The sequence below is a fragment of the Micromonospora pallida genome (assembly GCF_900090325.1).
In the GTDB taxonomy this organism is placed as follows: Bacteria; Actinomycetota; Actinomycetes; order Mycobacteriales; family Micromonosporaceae; genus Micromonospora; species Micromonospora pallida.
On record NZ_FMHW01000002.1, the window covers coordinates 6,758,037 to 6,780,631 of the forward strand.

18 protein-coding genes and 3 pseudogenes are annotated in these 22,595 nt (G+C 73.8%); 10 read left to right on the plus strand and 11 right to left on the minus strand.

The features are described 5' to 3' along the window. Positions 1-23 precede the first annotated feature (23 nt). Positions 24-1,685 (minus strand): DEAD/DEAH box helicase, encoded by a 1,662-nt coding sequence (locus GA0074692_RS28840; protein ID WP_091650046.1) that lies wholly within the window; start codon positions 1,683-1,685, stop codon positions 24-26. A gap of 433 nt (positions 1,686-2,118) precedes the next feature. On the opposite strand from GA0074692_RS28840, the gene GA0074692_RS28845 reads away from it, so the two are divergent. Continuing rightward, positions 2,119-2,772 carry a ferritin-like fold-containing protein gene (locus GA0074692_RS28845; protein ID WP_091650049.1) on the plus strand — a complete coding sequence of 218 codons (654 nt, stop codon included), beginning with the start codon at positions 2,119-2,121 and terminating at the stop codon, positions 2,770-2,772. Between the two features lie 116 nt (positions 2,773-2,888). Here GA0074692_RS28845 and GA0074692_RS28850 read toward each other — a convergent pair whose 3' ends face one another. Both GA0074692_RS28850 and GA0074692_RS28855 read right to left on the minus strand, forming a co-directional pair. Then, positions 2,889-3,113, minus strand: coding sequence for a DUF3107 domain-containing protein (locus GA0074692_RS28850; protein WP_091650054.1), 225 nt, complete (start codon positions 3,111-3,113; stop codon positions 2,889-2,891). 64 nt (positions 3,114-3,177) lie between these two features. Next, positions 3,178-3,842 (minus strand): annotated as a pseudogene (locus GA0074692_RS28855) (TetR/AcrR family transcriptional regulator). A gap of 147 nt (positions 3,843-3,989) precedes the next feature. Here GA0074692_RS28855 and GA0074692_RS28860 point away from each other — a divergent pair. The 4 genes and pseudogenes from GA0074692_RS28860 (at position 3,990) to moeZ (ending at position 9,911) form a co-directional block, all read left to right on the plus strand. Further along, complete coding sequence (locus GA0074692_RS28860; RefSeq protein ID WP_091650058.1) at positions 3,990-6,548, plus strand: hypothetical protein; 2,559 nt, start codon at positions 3,990-3,992, stop codon at positions 6,546-6,548. A gap of 92 nt (positions 6,549-6,640) precedes the next feature. After that, entirely contained in the window at positions 6,641-7,492 is an 852-nt protein-coding gene (locus GA0074692_RS28865) for a DUF3152 domain-containing protein (protein WP_091650061.1), read from the plus strand. 86 nt (positions 7,493-7,578) lie between these two features. Then, complete coding sequence (locus GA0074692_RS28870; protein WP_091650064.1) at positions 7,579-8,490, plus strand: DUF3152 domain-containing protein; 912 nt, start codon at positions 7,579-7,581, stop codon at positions 8,488-8,490. Between the two features lie 172 nt (positions 8,491-8,662). Continuing rightward, positions 8,663-9,911: pseudogene (moeZ, locus tag GA0074692_RS28875) on the plus strand (adenylyltransferase/sulfurtransferase MoeZ). Between the two features lie 69 nt (positions 9,912-9,980). Here moeZ and GA0074692_RS28880 read toward each other — a convergent pair. The 3 genes and pseudogenes from GA0074692_RS28880 to proB form a co-directional block, all read right to left on the minus strand. After that, positions 9,981-10,187: pseudogene (locus GA0074692_RS28880) on the minus strand (methyltransferase); the annotation flags it as partial. A 54-nt stretch (positions 10,188-10,241) separates the two neighbouring features. Continuing rightward, on the minus strand, positions 10,242-11,486 hold the full coding sequence (locus GA0074692_RS28885; protein WP_091650072.1) for a glutamate-5-semialdehyde dehydrogenase: 1,245 nt from the start codon (positions 11,484-11,486) through the stop codon (positions 10,242-10,244). A 97-nt stretch (positions 11,487-11,583) separates the two neighbouring features. Continuing rightward, positions 11,584-12,741 (minus strand): glutamate 5-kinase, encoded by a 1,158-nt coding sequence (gene proB / locus GA0074692_RS28890; protein WP_091650076.1) that lies wholly within the window; start codon positions 12,739-12,741, stop codon positions 11,584-11,586. A gap of 13 nt (positions 12,742-12,754) precedes the next feature. On the opposite strand from proB, the gene GA0074692_RS28895 reads away from it, so the two are divergent. The 3 genes from GA0074692_RS28895 to GA0074692_RS28905 all read left to right on the plus strand — a co-directional run bounded on the left by GA0074692_RS28895 (position 12,755) and on the right by GA0074692_RS28905 (position 16,209). After that, a complete protein-coding gene (locus GA0074692_RS28895; RefSeq protein ID WP_091650081.1) occupies positions 12,755-13,063 on the plus strand; it encodes an MGMT family protein in 309 nt (102 codons plus the stop codon). 123 nt (positions 13,064-13,186) lie between these two features. Next, positions 13,187-14,560 (plus strand): MFS transporter, encoded by a 1,374-nt coding sequence (locus GA0074692_RS28900; RefSeq protein WP_091650084.1) that lies wholly within the window; start codon positions 13,187-13,189, stop codon positions 14,558-14,560. After that, positions 14,557-16,209 carry a pyridoxal phosphate-dependent decarboxylase family protein gene (locus tag GA0074692_RS28905; protein WP_245730503.1) on the plus strand — a complete coding sequence of 551 codons (1,653 nt, stop codon included), beginning with the start codon at positions 14,557-14,559 and terminating at the stop codon, positions 16,207-16,209. Before GA0074692_RS28900 ends, GA0074692_RS28905 begins: the two co-directional genes overlap by 4 nt. 77 nt (positions 16,210-16,286) lie before the next feature. Here GA0074692_RS28905 and GA0074692_RS28910 read toward each other — a convergent pair whose 3' ends face one another. The 4 genes from GA0074692_RS28910 to GA0074692_RS28920 all read right to left on the minus strand — a co-directional run bounded on the left by GA0074692_RS28910 (position 16,287) and on the right by GA0074692_RS28920 (position 19,117). Next, positions 16,287-16,904 (minus strand): hypothetical protein, encoded by a 618-nt coding sequence (locus GA0074692_RS28910; protein WP_141725435.1) that lies wholly within the window; start codon positions 16,902-16,904, stop codon positions 16,287-16,289. Then, positions 16,841-17,230, minus strand: coding sequence for a hypothetical protein (locus tag GA0074692_RS34320; protein ID WP_141725436.1), 390 nt, complete (start codon positions 17,228-17,230; stop codon positions 16,841-16,843). The genes GA0074692_RS28910 and GA0074692_RS34320 overlap by 64 nt, the downstream gene beginning before the upstream one ends. A gap of 110 nt (positions 17,231-17,340) precedes the next feature. Next, positions 17,341-18,558, minus strand: coding sequence for a hypothetical protein (locus tag GA0074692_RS28915; protein WP_091650091.1), 1,218 nt, complete (start codon positions 18,556-18,558; stop codon positions 17,341-17,343). Further along, positions 18,551-19,117: a SigE family RNA polymerase sigma factor gene (locus GA0074692_RS28920; RefSeq protein WP_176738621.1), complete on the minus strand. Its 567-nt coding sequence runs from the start codon at positions 19,115-19,117 to the stop codon at positions 18,551-18,553. The genes GA0074692_RS28915 and GA0074692_RS28920 overlap by 8 nt, the downstream gene beginning before the upstream one ends. Positions 19,118-19,256: 139 nt before the next feature. Here GA0074692_RS28920 and GA0074692_RS28925 point away from each other — a divergent pair, with 139 nt between their 5' ends. Then, positions 19,257-19,823, plus strand: coding sequence for an NADH-quinone oxidoreductase subunit B (locus GA0074692_RS28925; protein ID WP_091650094.1), 567 nt, complete (start codon positions 19,257-19,259; stop codon positions 19,821-19,823). A gap of 110 nt (positions 19,824-19,933) precedes the next feature. Continuing rightward, entirely contained in the window at positions 19,934-21,250 is a 1,317-nt protein-coding gene (locus tag GA0074692_RS28930; RefSeq protein ID WP_091650097.1) for a DUF2252 domain-containing protein, read from the plus strand. 100 nt (positions 21,251-21,350) lie between these two features. Here the strand turns inward: GA0074692_RS28930 and GA0074692_RS28935 are convergent, their stop codons facing one another. Further along, entirely contained in the window at positions 21,351-22,397 is a 1,047-nt protein-coding gene (locus tag GA0074692_RS28935; protein WP_091650101.1) for a glucose 1-dehydrogenase, read from the minus strand. Positions 22,398-22,595: the final 198 nt, after the last annotated feature.

Consider the following 22,595-nt stretch of genomic DNA (forward strand, 5'->3'; position numbering starts at 1 on the left):
CGGGGGACGTGTCGGGTGGTGCGTCAGTCGGCGGTCGCCTCGGCGGGCGTACCGGCACCGGACCGACGGCGACGGCGGCGACGCGGCTTGGCCTCGCCCTCGGTGGCGGTCGTGGTGGGCGTGCCGCCGCTGGCGTCGTCGGCGATCATCGCGGTCGGCTCACCGGCGGAGACCACCTCCCCGGCCCGGCGACGTCGCCGGCGACGCGGGGTACGGGGGGTCTCCTCATCGGCTGCGACCTCGGTCGACGGCGCGTCGTCCGAGGCGCTGGAGTCGCGTCGGCGGGAGCGACGCGGGCGTTCGCCGCGCCGGCCTCCCTCGCCCCGGCGGCGACCACCGCCGAGGTCCTCCTCGACCTCGGCGGACAGCCCGGCCCGGGTCCGCTCGGCGGTGGGCAGGGTGCCGGTGATCTCGGTGGAGATGCCCAGGTCGGTGTAGAGGTGGGCGGAGGTGTGGTACGTCTCCGGCGGCTCGGGCAGGTCCAGCCCGAGGGTCTTGTCGATGATCCGCCAACGCGGCATGTCGTCCCAGTCGACGAAGGTCACCGCGACTCCGGTCGCCCCGGCCCGGCCGGTCCGGCCGATCCGGTGGGTGTAGGTGTCCTGGTCCTCCGGGCAGTCGTAGTTGATCACGTGCGTGACGCCGCTGACGTCGATGCCCCGCGCGGCCACGTCGGTGGCGACCAGGGTGTCGATCTTGCCAGCCCGGAACGCCCGCAGCGCCCGCTCCCGCGCGCCCTGGCCCAGGTCGCCGTGCACGGCGGCCACCGCGAAGCCCCGGAAGTCGAGGTCCTCGGCGACCCGGTCGGCGGCCCGCTTGGTCCGGGTGAAGATCATGGTCAGGCCGCGCCCCTCCGCCTGGAGGATCCGCGCCACGATCTCGATCTTGTTCATCGAGTGGGTGCGGTAGGCGAGCTGTTGGGTCTGCGGCGACGGGCCCGTCTCGGCGGTGTGCCCGGCGTGGATCGTCACCGGCCGACGCAGGAAGCGCCGGGAGAGGGTGACGATCGGGTCCGGCATGGTGGCCGAGAAGAGCATGGTCTGCCGGTCCTCCGGCAGCATCGACAGGATCTTCTCGACGTCGTCGAGGAAACCCAGGTCGAGCATCCGGTCGGCCTCGTCCAGCACCAGGGCGTGCACCCGGTCGAGCCGGAGGTGCTTCTGCTTGGCCAGGTCGAGCAGGCGGCCCGGGGTGCCGACGAGGATCTCGACGCCCTTGCGCAGCGCCTCGATCTGCGGCTCGTACGCGACGCCACCGTAGATCGGCAGCACCCGGACGTTCCGGGTACGGCCGGCGGCGGCGAGATCCTTCGCCACCTGGATGCCCAGCTCACGGGTGGGTACGACGACCAGCGCCTGCGGCACGCCGTCGCCGCCCTCGTCCGGCGCGAAGACCCGCTCGAGCAGCGGGACGCCGAAGCCGAGGGTCTTGCCGGTGCCGGTCGGGGCCTGCCCGATCAGGTCGGTGCCGCGCAGCGCGATCGGGAGCGCGTACTCCTGGATGGCGAAGGCGCGGGTGATGCCGGCGGCGGCGAGCGCCTCGACGGTCTCCTGGCGCGCGCCCAGTTCGGCGAAGGTGGGTGCCTCCGGGCGGACCGGAGCCGTCGGGGCCAGTTCCTGGCCGTCGGTGTGGAGTTCTGTCAGGGCCAGTTCCTGGCCGTCCGTGCGGAGATTCTGTTCGCTCATGTGGTGTTAGGGGTGCCCTCTCGTGGTGCGCCCCGTCATGTCCGCAGGGCGCGTTCGGTATGGCGCGGGCCACACGGTCGGCGGCGGTTGTTCGCCGTGCCGGACCGGGCCGCACGCGCGTCGTGGGCAGGACGTTCGGCCGGATCGACGGCCGCACCTGCGGCGGGCAGTAGCACGAGCACCGCCCCGGGGCGGCTGACAGATCCAGACGGCCTATCCAGTCCAGGCGGCCCATCCAATTCCAGACGGCCCATCCAGACGGCGCCCACGACAACTGCTCCATACTACCTGGTTAACCGGGATGTCATCCGGATCTGCGTCGGAGGCGGTCCACCCGGGGGTCCATACTGTGGCCTGGATCACATTATGTGGGGTTCGGGAATTCGTGATCGGCTACCCCACGCCCAGGCCCGCCGAGGAGTAACCTGCGCTCGTGTCCGCAGCCCCCGCCCCCGAGTCCGCCGTCGTCGACCTGCTCGGCCTGGTGGCCCTCGGCGAGTTGCTCGCCTTCGACCGGATGGCCGCCGACGCCCGGCTCGCCCCCGACCTCCGGCGACGGGCCGAGTTGAGCGCGATGGCCGCGGCGGAGATGGTCAACTATCGGCGGCTCGCCGACCGGCTCACCGAGTTGGGCGCGTCACCCGACCACGCGATGGCGCCGTACCTGGCGGCGTTGCAGGCGTACCACGACTCGACCGAGCCGAAGGACTGGCTGGAGGCGGTGACCAAGGCGTACGTCGGGGACGCCATCGCCGACGACTTCATCCGGGAGATCGCCGAGGCGTTGGCCGAACCGGACCGGCAACTGGTCCTGGACGTGCTGCACGAGTCCCGGTACGCCGACTTCGCCGCCGCCGAGATCCGGGCGGCGATCGAGGCGGACCCCCGGGTGGCCAACCGGCTCTCCATGTGGGCGCGGCGGCTGGTGGGGGAGGGGCTCTCCCAGGCGGGGCGGGCCGCCGCCGCCGACCGGGGCGCGCTCACCGCGTTGATCGGGCGGGGCGAGGAGGGGGACGCGCAGCCGCTGTTCCGGCGGCTGACCGACGCCCACACCGAGCGGATGGGCGCGGTCGGTCTGAACAACTGAGCTGGGGCCGGTGGTCCGGACGACCGAGTTGGGGTTGGTGGTCCGGCCGCGGCAGGTGAGCTTTCGGCACCTGCCGCGGCGACCCGGGCGGGACCAGCGGACGGTGGATCCGACCGTCAGCGGACGGTGAACCCGACCGAGCGCGGCGCGGCCTCGGCGATCTCCACGTAGGCGAGCTTGCTGACCGGCACGATGATCCGCCGGCCCTTCTCGTCGGTCAGCGAGAGCGTTCCGTCGCCGGCGATGGCGTCGGTCACGATCTGCTCGATCTCGGCCGGCGACTGCGCGCTCTCCACGACCAGCTCACGCGGCGCGTACTGCACGCCGATCTTGACCTCCACTGTGCCTCCTCATCCGGGCGAAACGACCGCCCTGGGAAGGCTAGCCGATCCGGGGAGGCGATGGTCACGCTGACTCGGTTTGCGCCGTTCCGGCCGCCGGCTCCCCTTGGAGCGGGAAACTGGCGATGCCCCGCCAGGAGAGCGCGGCGAGCAACGCCTCCGCCTCCGCCTTGGGCACCTGCCGCCCCCGGCCAGCCAGAACTGCGCGGCGGTCTTCCCCGCCCCCACCAGCCCGGACGCGAGTAGTTCGGCGTGTGCCCGACTGACCCCGGTGTCGGAGATGATCGTGTCGGTGATGGCCGCGATGCAGCCCTGTTCCACCCGCTCCACCCGCTGCCGCACGGCCGGATCGTTGCGCAGGTCCGACTCGAAGACCAGGCGGAACGCCTCGCTCTCGTGGTCCATGAAGTCGAAGTACGCCCGGACCGCCCCGCCGACCCGCTCCTTGTTGTCGCTGGTCTCCCGCATCGCCTCGTGCACCTTGGCGACGATCGCGTCACAGTGGGTGTCCAGCAGGGCCAGGTACAGCTCGAGCTTCCCGGGGAAGTGCTGGTACAGGACGGGCTTGGAGACCCCCGCCCGTTCGGCGATGTCGTCCATCGCCGCCGCGTGGTAGCCCTGCGCGACGAACACCTCCTGCGCGGCCGCGAGCAGCTGCTTGCGCCGCGCTGACCTGGGCAGGCGCGTGGGACGGCCGGCCGTCTGTGAGCCGTTCCCCACCGCTGTCATGGGAACCTCCGAATTTCCTCGTACGAGCCGGTACCTACTACCCGAACCGGCCGGTCCCTAGCCCCGCCGTGGAATTGGCCCGCCGCTGTAACTTATCGCCACTGTCACCACACGGTAGCCTCAGCGGGGGCGACCAAGGAGCGCGCGGTGGATGAAACAGGGCAACCCGGTGCCGCCACCCCGGGAGAGCACGGCGATGGGCCGGGTCAGCAGGATGACCTGGCTCACTCGGCCAGCGCATGGGCGTCGTCGGGCGCCGGCTGGGCCCGTGCGGCCGACGGCGGATCCCGGGCGGGGGCGGTCCGCTCCCCGTGGCCGCCCGCCGACCCGGGCCACGGCTGGGCCTCGTCGTCGCCGCAGTACGGCGACCTGCCCGCCCCGGTGCCCGGCGCGGACGAGGTGAGCGAGTTGCCGAGCCGGGTCAACGGCCGACGGCTCAACGGCCACGCCCACCGCGACGAGCTCCCAGCCGGCCGGCAGGCTCCGGTCAGCGCGCCTCCCGGCCGCGCCGGTGAGCCACGGGAATCCGACCACGGCCGGCTGGCCGTCCCGGCGCAGCGACCCGCGCCCGCGGTCGAGCAGCCGGGCGAGCCGGCGCCCGACACGGCCCTGCGCTACCCGACCGGCGGGCAGCCGGTCGTGTCCCCGGACACCGCCGTCCGGCATCCGACCGGCGGGTATCCCGTAGTGGAATCCGATGGGCCGAGGGCCCAACCGGACGCCACCGGGGCGGTGCGTCATCCCACCGGCGGGCACCCTGCGCTGTCGGCGCGACACGCCTCGGACGAGCCGACGGCGGCCCACGCGGAGCGTTGGCCCGAGCCGGACCGCCCGACGTCGGTGCCCCCGGCGCAGTCGCCCGCCACCGAACCGGAGCGGCCGGCCTGGGCCGGGGGTGGCTGGACACCGTCGTGGTCCCACGAGGGCGTTGGCCGACGCTCCCGGGCCGATCGGCACCGTGACGACGAGCCGGCCGGTCGCCGGTCCGGGGAGGACCGGCCTCACGAGGACGCGCCGCCGACCTGGGCCACGTCCGACGCCCGGGACGCCGCGCCGCGCCGTCCTGCCGACCCCACCCGCACCCCGTCGACCGAGCCGGGTGCCGGTCGAACACCGTCGGCCGACCCTGGTTCCGGCCGGGCGTCGTCAGCCGAGACCGAGGCGGCGTACCGGACCGCCGGGCGGCGTTCCTACGAGCCGGAGGCGGAGCCGCGCCGGCCGTACCCGCCGGTGGACCAGAGCCCCTGGGCGGCCGGCCGGCCGGCGGCAGCGCCCGCCAGCGCCCCGCCTGTGCCGTCCCCGGTCGACCCGACGGAGTCGGCCGGCGTCCGTCCCGAGACCCATGCCGCCCGGCCCTTCCGGCTCCGGCCCGAGCCCGCTGCGGCCGACCATCCCCCGTCGGCCGGTGCCCCGCCCGGTCACCAGCCGGACCACGCCGGTGCCGGGCGCGTCGACCCCGTCCCGTCCGCGCCCGCCGTCGCGAGCGCGCCCCCGTACACGGCCCGTCGATCCGCGCCCGACCCGGTGGCCCCGGCTCCGTCACCCGTCGCCGACCGCCACCCGGGCGGCACCCCGCCGGTGCTGCCCCAGCGCGTACCCGCCGAGCCGGATGTGCCCGTCGTGCCGGAGCCGCCAGCCGTGGATCCCCACGCCCACACCCCCGAACTCGCCCGCAGCGCCACCCACCTGCGGCGGGAGGACGAGCCAGCCCCACCGCAGGAGCGGCCCGAGGGATTCGACGTCGACGCGATCCTGGACGCCGTCCGGGACGTGGCCGGAGTGCGTGGCGCGTCGCTGCGGCGTACCCCGGCCGGCGCGCACAGCCTGCGGCTGGACCTCGCCGACGGGGCGGACGCGGCGGAGGTGAGCCGGCACGTCGCGCGTCTGCTCCACGAGCGGATGGGGCTGGCCGCCGCGCCGCAGGAGGTCACCGGCGCGGGGACCGAGCCCGTCCCGCCGGTACGTCGCCGCACCCCGTTCCCGCCGGAAGCGCCGGCCGAGGCGCGCCGCCGCACCGTATCCCCGTCGGAGGCGTCGGCCGAGGCGCGCCGCCGTGTCGCGCCCCCGGCGGAGGGCCGGGCCGAGGCGTCGAGCGAGGTACGCCGCCGGCAACCGGACCCGCCCCGGGGCCGGGCCAGCGTGGAGGAGCCGTCCGCCCTCCGGCCCGCCCGCACCGGCGCGGCCACCGCAGGCCCCGAGGCCGCCACCGGAAGCCCGGCCACGCTGGCCGCCTCGTACTCGGGTGGGCAGCGGACCACGACGGAGACCGCGCCGTCCCGGCCGCTGGACACCGGCGGCGTCGCCGGACCCCGAGTGGTGATCGACCACGTGCAGGTCAGCACGTTCGGCCTCGACGCCGACGTCGAGGTACGCCTGCTGGCCGGCGCGCGCAACGCCGCCGGCCGGGCCGTCGGGCCGGCCGTCGACGGGTACGTCCTGCGCCTCTGCGCGGTGGCCGCCGCGGCGGCCGTCGACGAGCTGCTCCGGGTCGCCGGCGCCGGGCGCGGGCGGTGCTTCGTCGAGCACGCCGCCGTGGTGCCCTTCGGTACCTGCGACGTGGCGACGGTGGTCGTCCTGCTGGTCTGCGACGGCTGGGTCGAGCAGCTCGCCGGTTCGGCGCTGGTTTCCGGTGCCGATCCCCGGCAGGCCGTGGTCCGGGCCACCCTGGCCGCGGTCAACCGCCGGTTGGAAGCGCTGCTGGCCTGAGCCTCCCACCTGCCCGGCCTGGGCGGCTCGCGCAGAACTCGGCCGACGTGGCAGAACTGCGGAACATGGGTTGTCGTGGCAGTCTGAGCGGGATGTCTGCCCTGCTTCCCCGCCTGCGCCGTCCACACCGGAGGGCGGTGGCGTACGCCCTGGTCGCGTCGGCCGTCGCGGCCGTGGTCGTGGCGGCCGCGGCCGTGCTGCCCGCCCGGTCCGGCACCGCGCCGACCGCCACCGGACCGACCACCACCGAGCCGGCTCTGGTCGGGTCGCTCGACAATCCCGCCCCGCTCGCCGCCGCGACCCCCTCGCCGAGCGTCAGCGCGTCCCCCGCGCCGCTGCTGCGGATGCCGGGTCCGGTGCCGTCCGCCGGGCGGGGCACCTTCGGCTACGACGACCGGACGGGCCCGTTGCTGGGCCGCGCCGGCCCGCTGCGCCGGTACCGGGTGGCGGTGGAGTCGGGCTCCGGGGAGGACGTCCGGGCGTTCGGCATCGAGGTCGAACAGGCGCTCGCCGCCCCGGACAGTTGGATCGGCAGTGGGCGGCTCCGCCTGCGACAGGTTCCGGGGAACGCGCCGTACGACTTCACCGTCTACCTGGCGACGCCCCGGACGGCAGGTCGGATGTGCGCGGCGGGTGGGGTGAACATCCGGGTCGGCGGTCGGCCGTACACCTCGTGTCGGGCCCCGGGCAAGGTGATCCTCAACCTCGACCGGTGGCGGACGTCGGTGCCGCACTTCGTCGAAGTCGGGGTGCCGTTGACGGTCTACCGGACGTACGTGGTGAACCACGAGGTCGGTCACGAGCTGGGCCACCGGCACGAGCGCTGCCCCGGGCGGGGCCGGCCGGCACCGGTGATGATGCAGCAGACGCTCTTTCTGAAGGGCTGCGTCGCGAACCCGTGGCCGCACCTTGACGGCCGGCGGTACAAGGGCCCTCCACTCTGAGGCCACCGGAAGCCCTCGGAGGTCACATATGAGGGCTTTTCGGGGAATGGTCACTCATTGCCGAATAGGGCTGACATGCTGCCGGTATGCGGTCTTCTGCCCCGTCCAACCCGCCTGATCCCTTCGGCGACCCCGTCGATCCGTCCGTCGGTCCTGCCGCGGATCCGCCCGGTCCGGCAACCGGTGGCCGGCGTCGGCGGCTCCGCCGCACCGCGCTGGTGGCCCTGCTGGTGGCCGGGGTGGCGGCGCTGACCCTGGTCTGGTCCGGGGCCGCGCCGACCGTCCTGGACGTGGCGACGGAGCGGGTGTTCCCCGGGACGGGGGCGAACGGGCCGGCACCGGAGCCGGCGACGGACCCCACCGACCTGGACGGCCCAACGGAGTCGGCAGCACCGACGGCGTCGGCGGAGGCGACCGGCTCGGCCGCTCCCCCCGAGCGCGGGACCGGTCGCTTCGTCGAGGCGGCCGGTGGGTCGCCGGTCGCCGGCACGGGCGGTCCGCTCCACCGCTACCGGGTCGTCGTGGAGGCCGGCGTCGGCGAGGACCCGGACGCCTTCGCCGCCACGGTCGACGCGACGCTGGCCGATCCCCGGAGCTGGATCGCCTCCGGCGGGCTACGGGTGCAGCGGGTGGCCTGGCCGGAGGTCGAGGACTTCACCATCTACCTGGCCAGCGCCGCCACCTCCGAGCAGATGTGCGCCGAGGGCGGCCTGCACACCGCCGGGTACAGCTCCTGCCGGCTGCCCGGGCAGGTCATCATCAACCTGGACCGGTGGCGGACCGCGGTGCCGGACTACACCGCGTCGCTGGACGTCTACCGCGAGTACGTGATCAACCACGAGGTCGGGCACGAGTTCGGCGAACTGCACGAGGCGTGCCCCGGCCCCGGCCAGCCGGCTCCGGTCATGCAGCAGCAGACGTACGGCCTGGTCGGCTGCGTCGCCAACGCCTGGCCCTACCTCGACGGCCGCCGGTACGCCGGTGACCTTGTCCCCTGACCCGTCACCGCCGGTCGCCCGGCGCGCGGGTCGACCCGGACGGCGGCACAGCCGGCGTCGATCGCGGCGGCGCTGCCCGCCGGACGGCTCGCGAGATCGCCGAGCGAAGCAGGGCAGGCGGCCCGCCCGCTGATATTCCCCGCTCCCGCATGTCGGGCGAGTGTCCCTCCTCATGGCCGACCGGCGGCCCGGCGAGCAACAATGGCGCGGCAACCAACGCCGATCCCGGGGAGTCCACCGTGTCGTTGCCCCCGCTCGTCGAGCCTGCCGCCGAGCTGACCGTTGACGAGATCCGCCGCTACTCGCGCCACCTGATCATCCCGGACGTCGGGGTGGAGGGGCAGAAGCGGCTGAAGAACGCCCGGGTGCTCTGTGTGGGCGCGGGCGGGCTCGGCTCGCCCGCCCTGATGTACCTGGCCGCGGCCGGCGTGGGCACGCTCGGCATCATCGACTTCGACACGGTGGACGAGTCCAACCTTCAGCGCCAGATCATCCACGGTCAGTCCGACGTCGGCCGGTCCAAGGCCGAGTCCGCCGCTGCCACGGTCCGTGAGATCAACCCGCTGGTCACCGTCGAGATCCACAACACCGCGCTGGACCGGGAGAACGTCCGGGAGATCTTCTCCCAGTACGACCTGATCGTCGACGGCACCGACAACTTCGCCACCCGGTACATGGTCAACGACGCGGCGGTGCTGCTCGGCAAGCCGTACGTATGGGGGTCGATCTACCGCTTCGACGGCCAGGCGTCGGTGTTCTGGGCCGAGCACGGTCCCTGCTACCGCTGCCTGTACCCGGAGCCCCCGCCGCCCGGCATGGTCCCCTCCTGCGCCGAGGGCGGCGTGCTCGGCGTGCTCTGCGCGTCGATCGGGTCGATCCAGGTCAACGAGGCGATCAAGCTGCTCGCCGGCATCGGTGATCCGCTGGTCGGCCGGCTGATGGTCTACGACGCCCTGGAGATGAGCTACCGCAAGATCAAGGTCCGGAAGGACCCGGACTGCGTGCTCTGCGGCGAGAACCCGACCGTCACCGACCTGCTGGAGGACTACGAGGACTTCTGCGGCGCGGTCTCGGTCGAGGCGCAGGAGGCGGTGGTCGACGCGACCATCACCGCCGCCGAGCTGAAGGAGTGGCAGGACGCCGGGAAGGACGTCTTCCTGGTCGACGTCCGGGAGCCGGCGGAGTACGAGATCGTCCGCATCCCGGGGGCCACCCTGATCCCCAAGGGCGAGATCCTCTCCGGCGAGGCGCTGTCGCGGTTCCCGCAGGACCGGCAGATCGTGCTGCACTGCAAGTCCGGCGTCCGCTCCGCCGAGGCGCTCGCCGCGCTCAAGGCGGCCGGTTTCGCCGACGCGGTGCACGTCCAGGGCGGGGTGCTCTCCTGGATCAGGCAGATCGACCCCTCGCTGCCCACGTACTGAGTCGTCGAACAGAGGCCCCGCCGACCGGCGGGGCCTCTGACATGTCCGTCCCGGGCCGTCCGAGCCGGGTCAGGGGCGGCGGGCCACCACCGCCCCGTTGGCGCCCGGCGCGTCGAAGCTGATCGTCCGGATGCCGGTGAAGCCGGCGTCGGTGAGCCAGGCGGTGTACTCGGCGCCGGAGTAGTTCCGGCCGCCCGCGGTCTCGACCAGCATGGTCATGCCCATCAGGGCGGCGGCCGGTGGGCCGGTCCGCTCGTCGTTGAGCAGCAGGTCGGCCGGCCGCTCGGGAAGCTCGAACTTGGCCAGCCCATCCACCGAACGGCGGAGGGGTCAGCCGCGTAGGTGGCCGTCGCCGGTGACCACGTACTTGGTGCTGGTCAGCTCCGGCAGCCCCATCGGCCCCCGGGCGTGCAACTTCTGCGTGGAGATGCCGATCTCCGCACCGAAGCCGAACTCGCCACCGTCGGTGAACCGGGTCGAGGCGTTCACCATCACCGCCGCCGCGTCCACCCGGGCCACGAACTCCCGGGCCGCCGGCTGCGAGTCGGTGACGATCGCCTCGGTGTGGCCGCTGCCGTACCGCTGGATGTGCGCGACCGCCGCGTCCAGCGAGTCGACGACGGTGGCGGAGATGTCCGCCGACAGGTACTCGGTGGCGAAGTCCTCGTCGGTGGCCGGCACCACCGCGTCCGAGTACGTGGCCACCCGCGCGTCGCCGTGCACGGTCACCCCGGCCTGGGCGAACGCGGCCAGCACCGCCGGCAGGAAGGCGTCCGCGACGTCGGCGTGCACCAGCAGCGACTCGGCGGTGTTGCAGGTGGAGAGGCGCTGGGTCTTCGCGTTCAGGGTGATCGCGACGGCCTTCGCCAGGTCGGCGGCGGCGTCCACGTAGACGTGGCAGTTACCCACCCCGGTCTCGATCACCGGCACCGTCGACTCCTCGACCACGGTGCGGATCAGCGACGCCCCGCCGCGCGGGATCAGCACGTCCACCAGGCCACGGGCCCGCATCAGCTCCTTGACCGAGTCGCGTGAGGTGGCGTCGAGCAGTTGCACCGCGTCCGCCGGCAGCCCGGCCGACGCGACCGCGTCCCGGAGCACCGCCACCAGCGCCGCGTTCGAGTGCGCCGCCGAGGACGACCCGCGCAGCAGCGCGGCGTTGCCGGACTTCAGGCAGATCCCGGCGGCGTCAACGGTGACGTTCGGGCGGGCCTCGTAGATGATCCCGACCACCCCGAACGGCACCCGGATCTGCCGCAGCTCCAGCCCGTTCGGCAGGGTCGAACCGCGTACCACCTCGCCGACCGGGTCGGGCAGCGCCGCCATCTGCCGCAGCGCGTCGGCGATCCCGGCCACCCGTCCCGAGTCCAGCGCCAGCCGGTCGAGCACGGCCGCACTCAGCCCGGCCTCCCGCCCGGCCGCCAGGTCCGCCTCGTTCGCGGTGAGGATCTCCGGGGTACGCGCCACCAGCGCGTCGGCCATCGCGTGCAGGGCGGCGTCCTTCGCGGTACGCGTCGCCACCGCCAACGCCCCCGCCGCCACCCGGGCCCGGCGGGCCTGCTCGACAACGCTCATCTTTCTACCTTCCTTGTTAGGAAGGGCCCCCTGTTACCGCTTTTTGCGTAGCAGGGGACCCCTGCAACCACCTCACCCCGGCGCCACCCGTCCGTCGTTACAGCAGCACCAGGTCGTCGCGGTGGACCACCTCACGTTCGTACGCCGGGCCGAGCGCCGCGGCGAGTTCGCCGGTGGACCGCCCGAGCAGGCCGGGCAGCTCCACCGCGTCGTAGTTGACCAGTCCCCGGGCGACCGGCGCGCCCCCGGCGTCGACCAGGTCCACCGGGTCCCCGGCGGTGAACGTCCCGTCGACGGCGGTGATGCCGGCCGGGAGCAGGGACTTGCGCCGGCCGACCACGGCCTGCACCGCACCCGGGTCGAGGTGCAGCCGGCCCCGGGGCGAGGTGGCGTGGGCCAGCCAGAACAGCCGGGCGGTCGGCCGTTGGCGTACCGGGTGGAAGAAGGTGCCCACCGGCTCGCCGGCCAGCGCGGCGGCGGCCAGCGGCGCGGCGGTGAGCACCACCGGGATACCGAAGCCGGTGGCGATCCGGGCCGCCTCGACCTTGGTCACCATGCCGCCGGTGCCCACCCCGGCCCGGCCGGCGCCGCCGACCTCCACCCCGGCCAGGTCCGCCTCGCCCCGGACCTCGGTGATCCGGGTGGACTCCGGTCGGCGCGGGTCGCCGGTCCAGAGCGCGTCGACGTCGGAGAGGAGCACGAGCAGGTCGGCGTGGACCAGGGCGGCCACCAGCGCGGCGAGCCGGTCGTTGTCGCCGAACCGGATCTCCTGGGTGGCCACCGTGTCGTTCTCGTTGACGATCGGCACCGCCCCCAGGTCGAGCAGCTTGCGCAGGGTCCGGTACGCGTTGCGGTAGTGCGCCCGACGGGTCACGTCGTCGACGGTGAGCAGCACCTGCCCGACGGTCAGCCCGTGCCGGGCGAAGCTGTCCGCGTACCGGCCGATCAGCAGGCCCTGGCCGACGCTCGCGGCGGCCTGCTGGGTGGCCAGGTCACGCGGGCGGCGGGGCAGGCCGAGCGGGGCCAGGCCGGCGGCGATCGCGCCGGAGGACACCACGACCACCTCGCGCCCCTGCCCGGCGAGCGCGGCGAGGGCGTCGACCAGGGCCCGTACGCGTGCCTCGTCCAGCCCGCCGTCGGCGGTGGTCAGCGAGGAGGAGCCGATCTTGACGACGACACGTCGGGCTGCGGTGACTGCTTCGCGCACCCGCCCATTCTGCGCCGTCGGTCCCGCTTCGCCCGCTGCCGTTCCCATATCGTGGCTGGCCATGGACTCGGAAGAGTACGTCGAGGCGGTGCTGGAACTGGTCGAGCGGATTCCGCCGGGGCGGGTGATGTCGTACGGCGCGGTCGCCGACGCGTTGGCCGAGCGCTCCGGTCGGAGCTCCGCCCGGCTGGTCGGATCGATCATGGCCCGGCACGGCGGTGGGGTGCCCTGGCACCGGGTGGTCAACGCGGCGGGACGGCTGCCACCCGGTCACGAGATCGAGGCGCGGGCCCGGCTGCGGGCCGAGGGGACCCCGCTGCGCGGGGACCGGGTGGACATGGCCAACGCCTGCTGGCAGCCGGCGGGTTGAGCGCTCCGGTGGTTGCAGGGGCCCCCTGCTACGCAAAAAGCGGTAACAGGGGGCCCCTGCTACCACCCAGCACGCCGTGTCAAGGGCGTGACGACGGACACAATGTGAGTATCATTCGGCTCCATGGATGCGCCGTCGGCCGTGCTGCCCCGCCGGGTGCATTTCGGCTACGCCCTCGGCTCCCTGACGACCGGGGCCTTCGGGACGGTGCCGGGACTGCTCCTGCTGCCGTACCTCACCGACACCCTGGGCGTCGCGGCCGGGGTGGCCGCCCTGCTGGTGCTCCTGCCCAAGGCGTGGGACGTGCTGGTCAACCCGGTCGCGGGGCGGATTTCCGACCGGACCCGCTCCGGTTGGGGCCCGCGCCGGCCGTACCTGCTCTTCGGTGGCCTCGCCCTCGCCGGCCTGTTCGCCGCGATCTTCGCCGCGCCGTTCGGCACCGGCCCGGCCGCCGGGGCGTACGTGGCCATCGCGTTCCTGGCCGCGGCCACCGCGTTCGCCTTCTTCCAGGTGCCGTACGTGGCGATGCCCGCCGAGCTGACCGGCGACTACGCCGAGCGGACCCGGCTGATGAGCTGGCGGATCGCCGTGCTGGCGGTGGCCATCCTGGTCTCCGGGGCGGTCGCGCCACTGGTCGTCACCGCCGGTGGCGACGGCCTCCCCGGGCACCGCTGGCTGGGCCTCTTCGTCGCCGGGCTGATCGCGGCGGGGGCAGTCGGCGCGTTTGTCGGCACCCGGGGCGCCCCGGCCGGCGAGGTCGGCGAGAGCGAGCCGACCCTGCGCGCGCAGCTCGCCGTCGCGGCCGGCAACCGTCCGTTCCGGCTGCTGCTGGTCTGCTTCGTGGTGCAGTCGGCCGGGGTGGCGACCATCCTCGCCGGGGTCAACTACTTCGCCGACCAGATTCTCGTCGCGCCGGAGACCGGGCCGACCCTGCTCTTCGCCGGCTTCGTCGGCCCCGCCCTGCTGGTCATGCCGCTCTGGACCCGGGTCGGCGCGCGGGTGGGCAAGCGCGCCGCACTGATCGCCGCGTCGGTGCTCTTCGCGGCCGGCGCGCTGGCGCTGGCCGCCGCGCCGGTGCTGCCCCCCGCCGTGGTCTACCCGCTGGTCGCGGTGATCGGCTGCGGCTACGCCGGGCAGCAGGTCTTCGCGCTGGCCATGCTCCCCGACTGCGTCGCCTACGACACCGCGCGCACCGGCCGCCGCCAGGCCGGCGTTTTCACCGGGCTGTGGACGGCGGGGGAGACCTTCGGGCTGGCCCTCGGACCCGGCCTCTACGGGCTGGTGCTCCAACTCTCCGGGTACGTCTCCTCGACGACCGGCGCGGCGGCGAGCCAGTCCGACACCGCACGCCTCGGCGTGCTGCTCGGCTTCACCGTGCTGCCTGCGCTTCTGGTGGGCCCGGCCGTGCTGCTGCTGCGCCGCTACGACCTGACCGCCGAGCGGCTCGCCGCCGCCGAGCGGGCCGCCGACGCACAGAAGGGCGTCACCACCCCATGACCGACGACATGCGGACGGCCGCGACCGACCCGGCCGGGACGACGGCCGGTGCCGACCCGGCGGGAACGGACGCCGAAGCGGACCGGTCCGGGACCGGCCCGGCGGGACCGGCTGATCGGCCGGGGGCACCGGCCTCCGCGCCGCCCGACCCGGCGGAGACCACCGTCCAGCCAGGGCCTTCGGCCGCCGCGCCGTCCGCGCTGCCGGCCCTGGGCGTACCCGCAGACCGGGTGCTCGAGGAGATCCGGGCGCTGCGGGCCGCCGACCGCCCCACCCACGGCGGACGCCTCTTCGCCTACGTCTACGACCCGGCGGTGCCCGGCCTGGACGAGCTGACCAGCGCCGCCCATGCGGCCAGCGCACACGTCAACGGGCTCGACCCGACCGCCTTCCCGTCCCTGCTGGCGATGGAGAACGCGCTGGTCGGGGCAGCGGTGACGCTGCTCGGCGGTGGGCCGGGCACCGCCGCCCCGGACGCGGTCGGCAGCGTCACCAGCGGCGGCACCGAGTCGCTGATTCTGGCGGTGAAGGCGGCCCGGGACGCCCGCCCCGAGGTCGCCGAACCCCGGATCGTGGTTCCGGTCAGCGCGCACGCGGCCTTCGCCAAGGCGGCGCACTACCTGCGGGTGGCCCTCGACGCGGTGCCCGTCTCCCCCCGGACGCTACGCCCGGAGGTGGCCGACGTGGCCGCCGCGATCCGGCCGGAGACCGTGCTGGTGGCCTGCTCCGCGCCCTCGTACGCGCACGGGGTGGTCGACCCGGTGGAGGGGATCGCGGCGGTGGCCGCCCAGGCCGGGGTGCGCTGCCACGTGGACGCCTGCTTCGGCGGCTGGACCCTGCCGTACCTACGTCGGTTGGGGATGCCGGTGCCCCGCTTCGACCTCTCCGTGCCCGGGGTCACCTCGATCTCGGTCGACCTGCACAAGTACGCCTATGCCCCGAAGGGCGTTTCGGTGCTGCTGCACCGTGACCCGGCGTTGCGCGCCCCGCAGTACTTCGCCTTCGCCGACTGGCCGGGCTACACGATGATCAATCCGGTGATCGCCTCCACCCGCTCCGGCGGGCCGATCGCCGCCGCGTACGCCGCCCTGCGGCACCTCGGTGACGCCGGCTACGTCGAGCTTGTCGGCCGTACCGTCGAGGCGGTCCGGTACCTGGCCGCCGGGGTGCGCAGCGTCGAAGGGCTGCGGCTTATGGCCGAACCGGAGTCGACCGTGGTCTGCTTCACCAGCACCGACCCCGGGCTCGACCTGTTCGTGCTGGTCGACGAGCTGACCGCGCGGGGCTGGCACACCCAACCCCAGATGGCGTACGGCGACCTGCCGGCGAGCGTGCATCTCACGGTCACCGCCTCGGTGGCCCCGAGGGTGGCCGAGTTCGGTCCGGACCTCGCCGACGCCGTGGCGGCAACCCGGGCTACCGGCCCGGTCCGACTCCCGGCGGAACTGCTCAGCCTGGCAGCCGGGCTCAGCCCGGACGCGCTCACTTCCGAGCTGGTGGCGGGTCTCGCCGAGGGGCTCGGCCTGGGCGGAGGCGGGCTGCCGGACCGGCTGGCCACGGTGAACACACTGCTCAACGCCGCCTCGCCGGCCCTGCGGGAGCGGCTGCTGATCGAGTTCGTCGGCCTGCTCCAGCGACCGACCTACTGAGAACGTCACCGGGCCCGGGGCGTCGGTGCGCCCCGGACCCGGTGACCGTGTCGCCCCGGCCGAGTGCCGGGAGCGGGTCAGTTCGTCGCCGTCACGGTGAACGAGGTGGTGTTGTCGGTGGGGTCGGCGTCCACCAGCGGCTGGGCGTTCCAGTTGGTGGTCAGCGAGAAGGTGGCACTGCCCAGCTCACCGGGGGTGGTGGTGGCCGGGGCGCGGAGGATGACGTCGAAGGTGCGCTCCTCGTCCTGCATGAGGCGACCACCCGGTACTTCGAAGGAGGTGAAGGAGCTCGGCGCGTCCTGCGGGTCGGTGCCCCAGATCCGGACCCCGCCCGGCAGCGTCGCGTTGACGTAGAGCATGTCGTGCGCCGCGTCACCGGACCAGCGGACGGTCACCGGCAGCCGCCCGGTGAAGCTCCCGTCCGGCTGCCGGATGAGGGTGACCGCCCCGGCCGAGGTGACGGACGCCTCCGCCTGGCTGTCCTGCACGTACGGCACCGGGTTGCCCAGCGAGCCGCTGGTGGACCGGAACCGCGCCGGGTACGCGGCCCGGTCGTACCCGGTTCCGCTGCCGTGGACCCCGACCTCGACCGTGCCGCCGGACGCCGCCATCGGGTAGGTCCGGGTCGTGGTCAACACCTCGTAGTCGACCTCGAAGCTGCGCTGCTCGCCCGGATCGAGCGAGCCGCCCGGCACGCTGCACTCCAGGATCCGCCGGTTCTGCACCAGCGGGCCGAAGGTGCAGGCCTCCCCGGGTCGAGCGCCCGGAACGACCCGGCGACCGGCTCGACGATCCGGACGTAGAAGTACTCGGCCACGTCGCTCTCGTTGGTCACCGTCACCGGGAGCGAGCCCTGGTAGCCACGGCTGGTCGGGTCGAGCACCAGGCGGCCCAGGGTGAGCGACGCCGGGTCGCCGGTGGGGGCGGCCGATGCCGGGGCGACTCCCGCCGCCCCGAGCAGCAGCCCGCCGCAAACGGCGAGCAAGGCCGTGGTCAGCCGTCGACCGGTACGTGTGGTCATGTCGTGTCCTCCGTGATCCCCGTGGCGGCAGCTTCCCGCCGCCCTGACTGCTGGTAACACCCCTGGACACGGCCAGTGGTTGCGATCGTTTCTGTCGGCTGGCCGACTCGTCAGCGGTAGCTGAACCGCACCTTGTTGTCCTCGGTCCAGGGGTCGGACAGGGGGTGGTCCGGTGTGCCAGCTACCGCCACGTCGACGAGCCCGTTACCACTGCTCGGAGAGTTGGTCCGGAGGCCGAGCCGGAGCGTCCGGCTCGCGCCCGCCGCCAACGGCCCCACCCGGCAGGGCAGGTTTTCGCCCTTCTGGCTGACCGGCGGTGGCGGGTCCTCGCAGACCGACCAGCCTGTGCCGTCGGGTCCGATGCCCGCCTGCATCCAGACCTCGACGTAGAACCCGCTGGCCGGCTGGCTGCTGGCGTTGTGGACGGTGAGCGTCAGCGTTCCGGTCCGGCCGCCCGCCGCGTCCGGCGGGCCCCACCGCAGGGGCTCGACGGTGACGCTCAGATTCACCGCGTGCTTGTTCTCGCCGAAGGTGGTGTCGCCGCTGACCTGCTCGAATCGGTCGCCGTCCCAGCGGTAGCCACGCCACTGGCGCTGGGACCACTCCAGCGGCCAACCGCCGGCGGTTGGCCGGGCGATGTCCGCCACCTCCACCCGGACCGTCCCGTCCGGCCGGACGTCCACCGCGAGCAGCACCTGCGGGGTCGGGTCGGCGGACCGGAACACCCGGCCCAGGGTGACGATCCGGCCGTCGTCGTCGCGGTCGAAGACCACCACCTGTGTCGGGCCGTGCGTGCCGGACAGACAGCGCAGCAGCACGGCCGTCTCGACGTCCCCGTCGCCGTCCACGTCGCCGTGGTCCATCCCGGCCACCGTGATGTCGCCCTCCTCCTGGAGACGGTCGGACAACCGCATCCGCCCGCCGGGGCAGCCGGTCTCCGGCAGCCAGGCCGGCACATCCACTATGTTGGCGAGCAGGTCGGCGCGGGTCAGCCGGCCGCCGGGTGCGGGCGGGGCGACGTTCGTGGAGGTGGGGGTGGTCGGCTCCGGCCGGGCGGTCGCGCTGGGCCCGCCGCTTGTCGACGGGGTCGGTTCCGGCGTCGGCGTCCCCGCCGGGGGTGCCGGTGGCGGGCGCAGCGCCGCGTTCGCCACCACCGGCACGGCCACCGCCAGCGCCACGGCCGCGGCGGCCACGACGGTGGTACGCCGGCGACGCCGCCGGACGGTCGTCCGTACCGCCGTGGGGCCGGCCGGCCGGACCGCGTCCAGGAGCCCGTCCCGGTACGCGGCGAACTCCGCGCCCACCACGATGTCCTCGGGTTCAGTCATGGTGCTTCACCTCACTGGTCACGGCGAGTTGGGCGGCGAGTGCCGCCCGACCCCGGTGCAGCCAGGACTTGACCGTGCCCTCGGGCACCTCCTCCTGCTGCGCGATCTGACTGACGGAGAGGTCCGCCAGGTAGTGCAGGACCACCGCCCGTCGCTGCGGCGCGGGCAGTTGGGCCAGCGCGGCGGTCAGCGCCACCCGGTCCGGGCTCGGGCCGGGTACGTGTTCCTCCCGCTGCCGGCGTAGGAAGTGCTGGGCCGTCCGGAGCCGTCGCCACCGGCTCGCCGCGAGGTTCCAGGCGACCCGACGGATCCAGGCCACCGGGTCGTCGTACCGGGAGACCCGGGACCAGCGGGCGTACGCCCGGCAGAACGCCTCCTGGACCAGTTCCTGGGCCTGGGTCAGCTCACCGCAGTAGGCGGTGAGCTGGATGGTCAGCGACCGGAAGTGCGCATGGTAGATCTCGTCGAAGTCCGCCCCCGTCGACGCCGCCGGAGCTGTCCCACCCGGCCTCAGCCGGGGTGGCGGCTCGTCGACCCTCGAATCCCTGATCACCGTCACCTGTTCCTCCCGTTGCGCACCGCACCGTGTCGACCGCGGCGACTCCACTGACACGCCCGGCAGTGCCCATCGGTTGCGGAGGTTGCCGGTCGGGGCCTGTGGTTGACTGTCAAGTCGGGGACAGACGGGAGGAGCGGGCGTGCAGCTACCGGGAGTTCTCGGCGAGCCGATCCGGTTCGTACTGAACTGGGGCCGTCGCTACTCGCTCTGGGTCTTCAACTTCGGGCTGGCCTGCTGTGCGATCGAGTTCATCGCGACCAGCATGGGACGGCACGACTTCATGCGGCTCGGGGTGATCCCGTTCGCGCACGGTCCCCGCCAGGCCGACCTGATGGTGGTCTCCGGCACGGTCACCGACAAGATGGCCCCGGCCATCAAACGCCTCTACGACCAGATGCCCGAGCCGAAGTACGTGATCTCCTTCGGCGCCTGCTCCAACTGCGGTGGGCCGTACTGGGACTCGTACTCGGTCACCAAGGGGGTCGACCAGCTCATCCCGGTCGACGTCTACGTGCCCGGCTGCCCGCCCCGGCCGGAGGCGTTGCTGCACGGCATCCTCCGCCTCCAGGAGCGGATCGCCGCCGAACAGTCCGGGATCGGCGGGGTCCCGCGCCCCGACCGGCTGGCCTCCCCGGCGGACGCCGCACAGGCGCACCGCCCGGTCGAGTCGCTCACCGCGCCGGTGGTCCGCCCGCCGGCTGACTGATCCGTCCACCCGCCGCTGCTTTGGGTGCCTCCGCCGGGTGAGCAGGCCGGTCCCACAGGGCCGGCGGGCGGGGGTCGGACCGTGGCGGGCGGGCACTAGCGTGGGCGTCCATGAGCCAGACCCTGGACCGTCGGTCCGCCCACATCGTCGACGTCCTGATCGAGGAGTTCGGACCGTCGATGGCCCTCGACCCGGCGGCCTTCCGTCGTAAGTTCCGCAAGATGGCCGCCTCCCCGTTCGCCTTCTACCGGGGCAGTGCCTCGCTCTTCTACGCCGACCAGGTCGGCGAGTACGCCGACGACCGGTTCCTCGACGAGCGGACCAGCCGGGTGTGGATCCACGGAGACCTGCACGCGGAGAACTTCGGCACCTACATGAACGCCTCCGGGCAACTGGTGTTCAACGTCAACGACTTCGACGAGGCGTACGTCGGCCCCTTCTCCTGGGACCTGAAGCGGTTCGTGGCGAGCGTGGCGCTGATCGGGTACGCCAAGGCCCTCTCCGACCAGGTGATCAGCGACCTGGTGGAGACCTTCGCCCGGTCGTACCTGACCGAGCTGCGCGCCATCGCCCACGGCGGGGACGACGCGATCGGCTCGATCACCCTGGAGAACGCCGACGGCGTGCTGCGCCGGGTGCTCCAGCAGGCCCGGCTGAACACCCGGGTGGACCTGCTCGCCGCGCAGACCACCATCGACAACTACGAGCGCCGGTTCTCCCTCGGCGACGGGGTCTTCGAGGTCGACGAGGCGACCCGGGAGGCGGTCTGCGACGCGTTCGGCCGCTACCTGGACACGCTGCCCGCCTCCAGCGCGCGGCTGCGCCCGGTCTCCGCGCACGTCAAGGACGTGGTGCTGCGCAAGGGCGTGGGGATCGGCTCGGCCGGGCTGCCGTCGTACAACCTCTTGCTGGAGGGGCACACCCAGGCGCTGGAGAACGACGTCGTCATCTACATGAAGCAGGCCCAGGTGCCCGCCGTGGCCCGGCACATCGACGACGAGGGCGTCCGTGGCTACTTCAAGCATCAGGGGCACCGGACGGCCGAGTCGCAGCGGGCGCTCCAGGCGCACGCCGACCCGTGGCTGGGCTTCACCGAGCTGAACGGGGTGGGCCAACTGGTCGCCGAGGTCTCCCCGTACGCCGCCGACCTGGACTGGGCCGACGTCAACGAGCCGGAGGACCTGGCCGGGGTGATCGCCGACCTGGGCCGGGCGGTCGCCCGGATGCACTCGGTCGCCGACGACGAGTCCAGCCACGACCTGGTCGACTACTCCACCGAGGAGGCGGTCGTCGCCGCCGTCGACGCCGACGAGCCGGGCTTCGTGACGTACCTGACCGAGTTCGCCCACACGTACGGCAGCCAGGCCCGCCAGGACCACCAGCTCTTCGTCGACCTGTTCCGCAACGGCCAGCTACCCGGCCTCTGACCTTCGCCGCTGCCTGCCGCCTGCCGGCCTGGCCGCCGTCTGCCGTGGGCTGACCGGACCCCGCCCGGTGCCGGTCCGGTCGGCTCGCGTCGAGGTCACGTCAGCGGGCGAACTCCAGCACCACCTTGATGTCGTCCTGGCCGGGGTGGTACGCCTCGGCGTACGCCTCGACCGGGACGCGACGGGTGATCAGGCTGTCGAGCCAGGCCGGGTCGGCCTGGCCGAGCGCCTCGGCGGCCAGCTCCCAGTGCCGGCGGTTGGCGTTCACCGAGCCGAAGACGACGTTGTTCTCCAGCACCATCGCCCGGTTCAGCGCGCCCGCGTCGAAGTCGACGGTGCGACCACCGCTGGAGACACCGGTCAGGCAGACGATGCCGACCGGGGCGGCCTTGCACATCGCCTCCAGCACCACGCTCGGCGCACCGGTGCACTCCACGATGATGTCCGGCTCGAAGTCCAGTTCGTCGACCCGGCTGGTGTGGTACGTCGCGCCGAGAGCCGCCACCAGCGTCGGTTTCGGCCCGGTTTCGGCGCGGTCGAGCACGTGTACCGTCAGCCCTCGCTGGGTGGCCAGGAGCGCGGCGAGCAAGCCAATCGGCCCGGCCCCGGCGACCAGCACGGTCTGCGGCTTCCACTCGGCTCGCTGGCCGATCCGGTCGATGTGGTCCCACGCCTTGGCGACCACGCTGGTCGGTTCGAGGAGCACCCCGACGTTGGCCAGGGCGGGCACGAGGCCGATGGCGAACTTCGGGGCGACGCGCCAGCGGTCCCGGGCGAAGCCGGGCAGCGCCTTGATGCCGTGCTCGGTGTAGCGGCCGTTGCGGCACATGTCCCACTCGTCGACCGCGCAGTTGGCGCAGGGCACCGGGTCGGGGCGCCGGACGATCCCGGCGACCAGGTCGCCGGGGTGCAGGGTGCCGGTCGGGTCCTCCAGGACACGGCCCAGCGACTCGTGGCCGAGCACCAGCTGGTCCGTGCCCGGAGGCACCTCGCCGTACTCCCCGGCGATGATCTCGTGGTCGGTGCCGCAGATGCCCACGGCGAGGGCCTCGACCAGGATCGCCCCCTCCTCGGGGTGTGGCTCCGGCCACGCCTCGTCCAGCCGCAGGGACCCGACCACCCCGGGTGCCACCGTTATCGCGCGCACCCCCCGATCCTGCCCGCTCCCACTCCCACGTGTACCCGGTTACCCGCGTTGATCAAGAGGTTGTGTCACGAGACGGCGATCCGCGTGACGTCCAACCTCTTGATCGACGCCGGCAGGCGGCGGGCGGCGGCGGCCGGCCGGCGGCCGGTGGTGGTGGGCGAGGCCGGGCGGTGGCGGTGGTGGTGGGCGAGGCTGGGC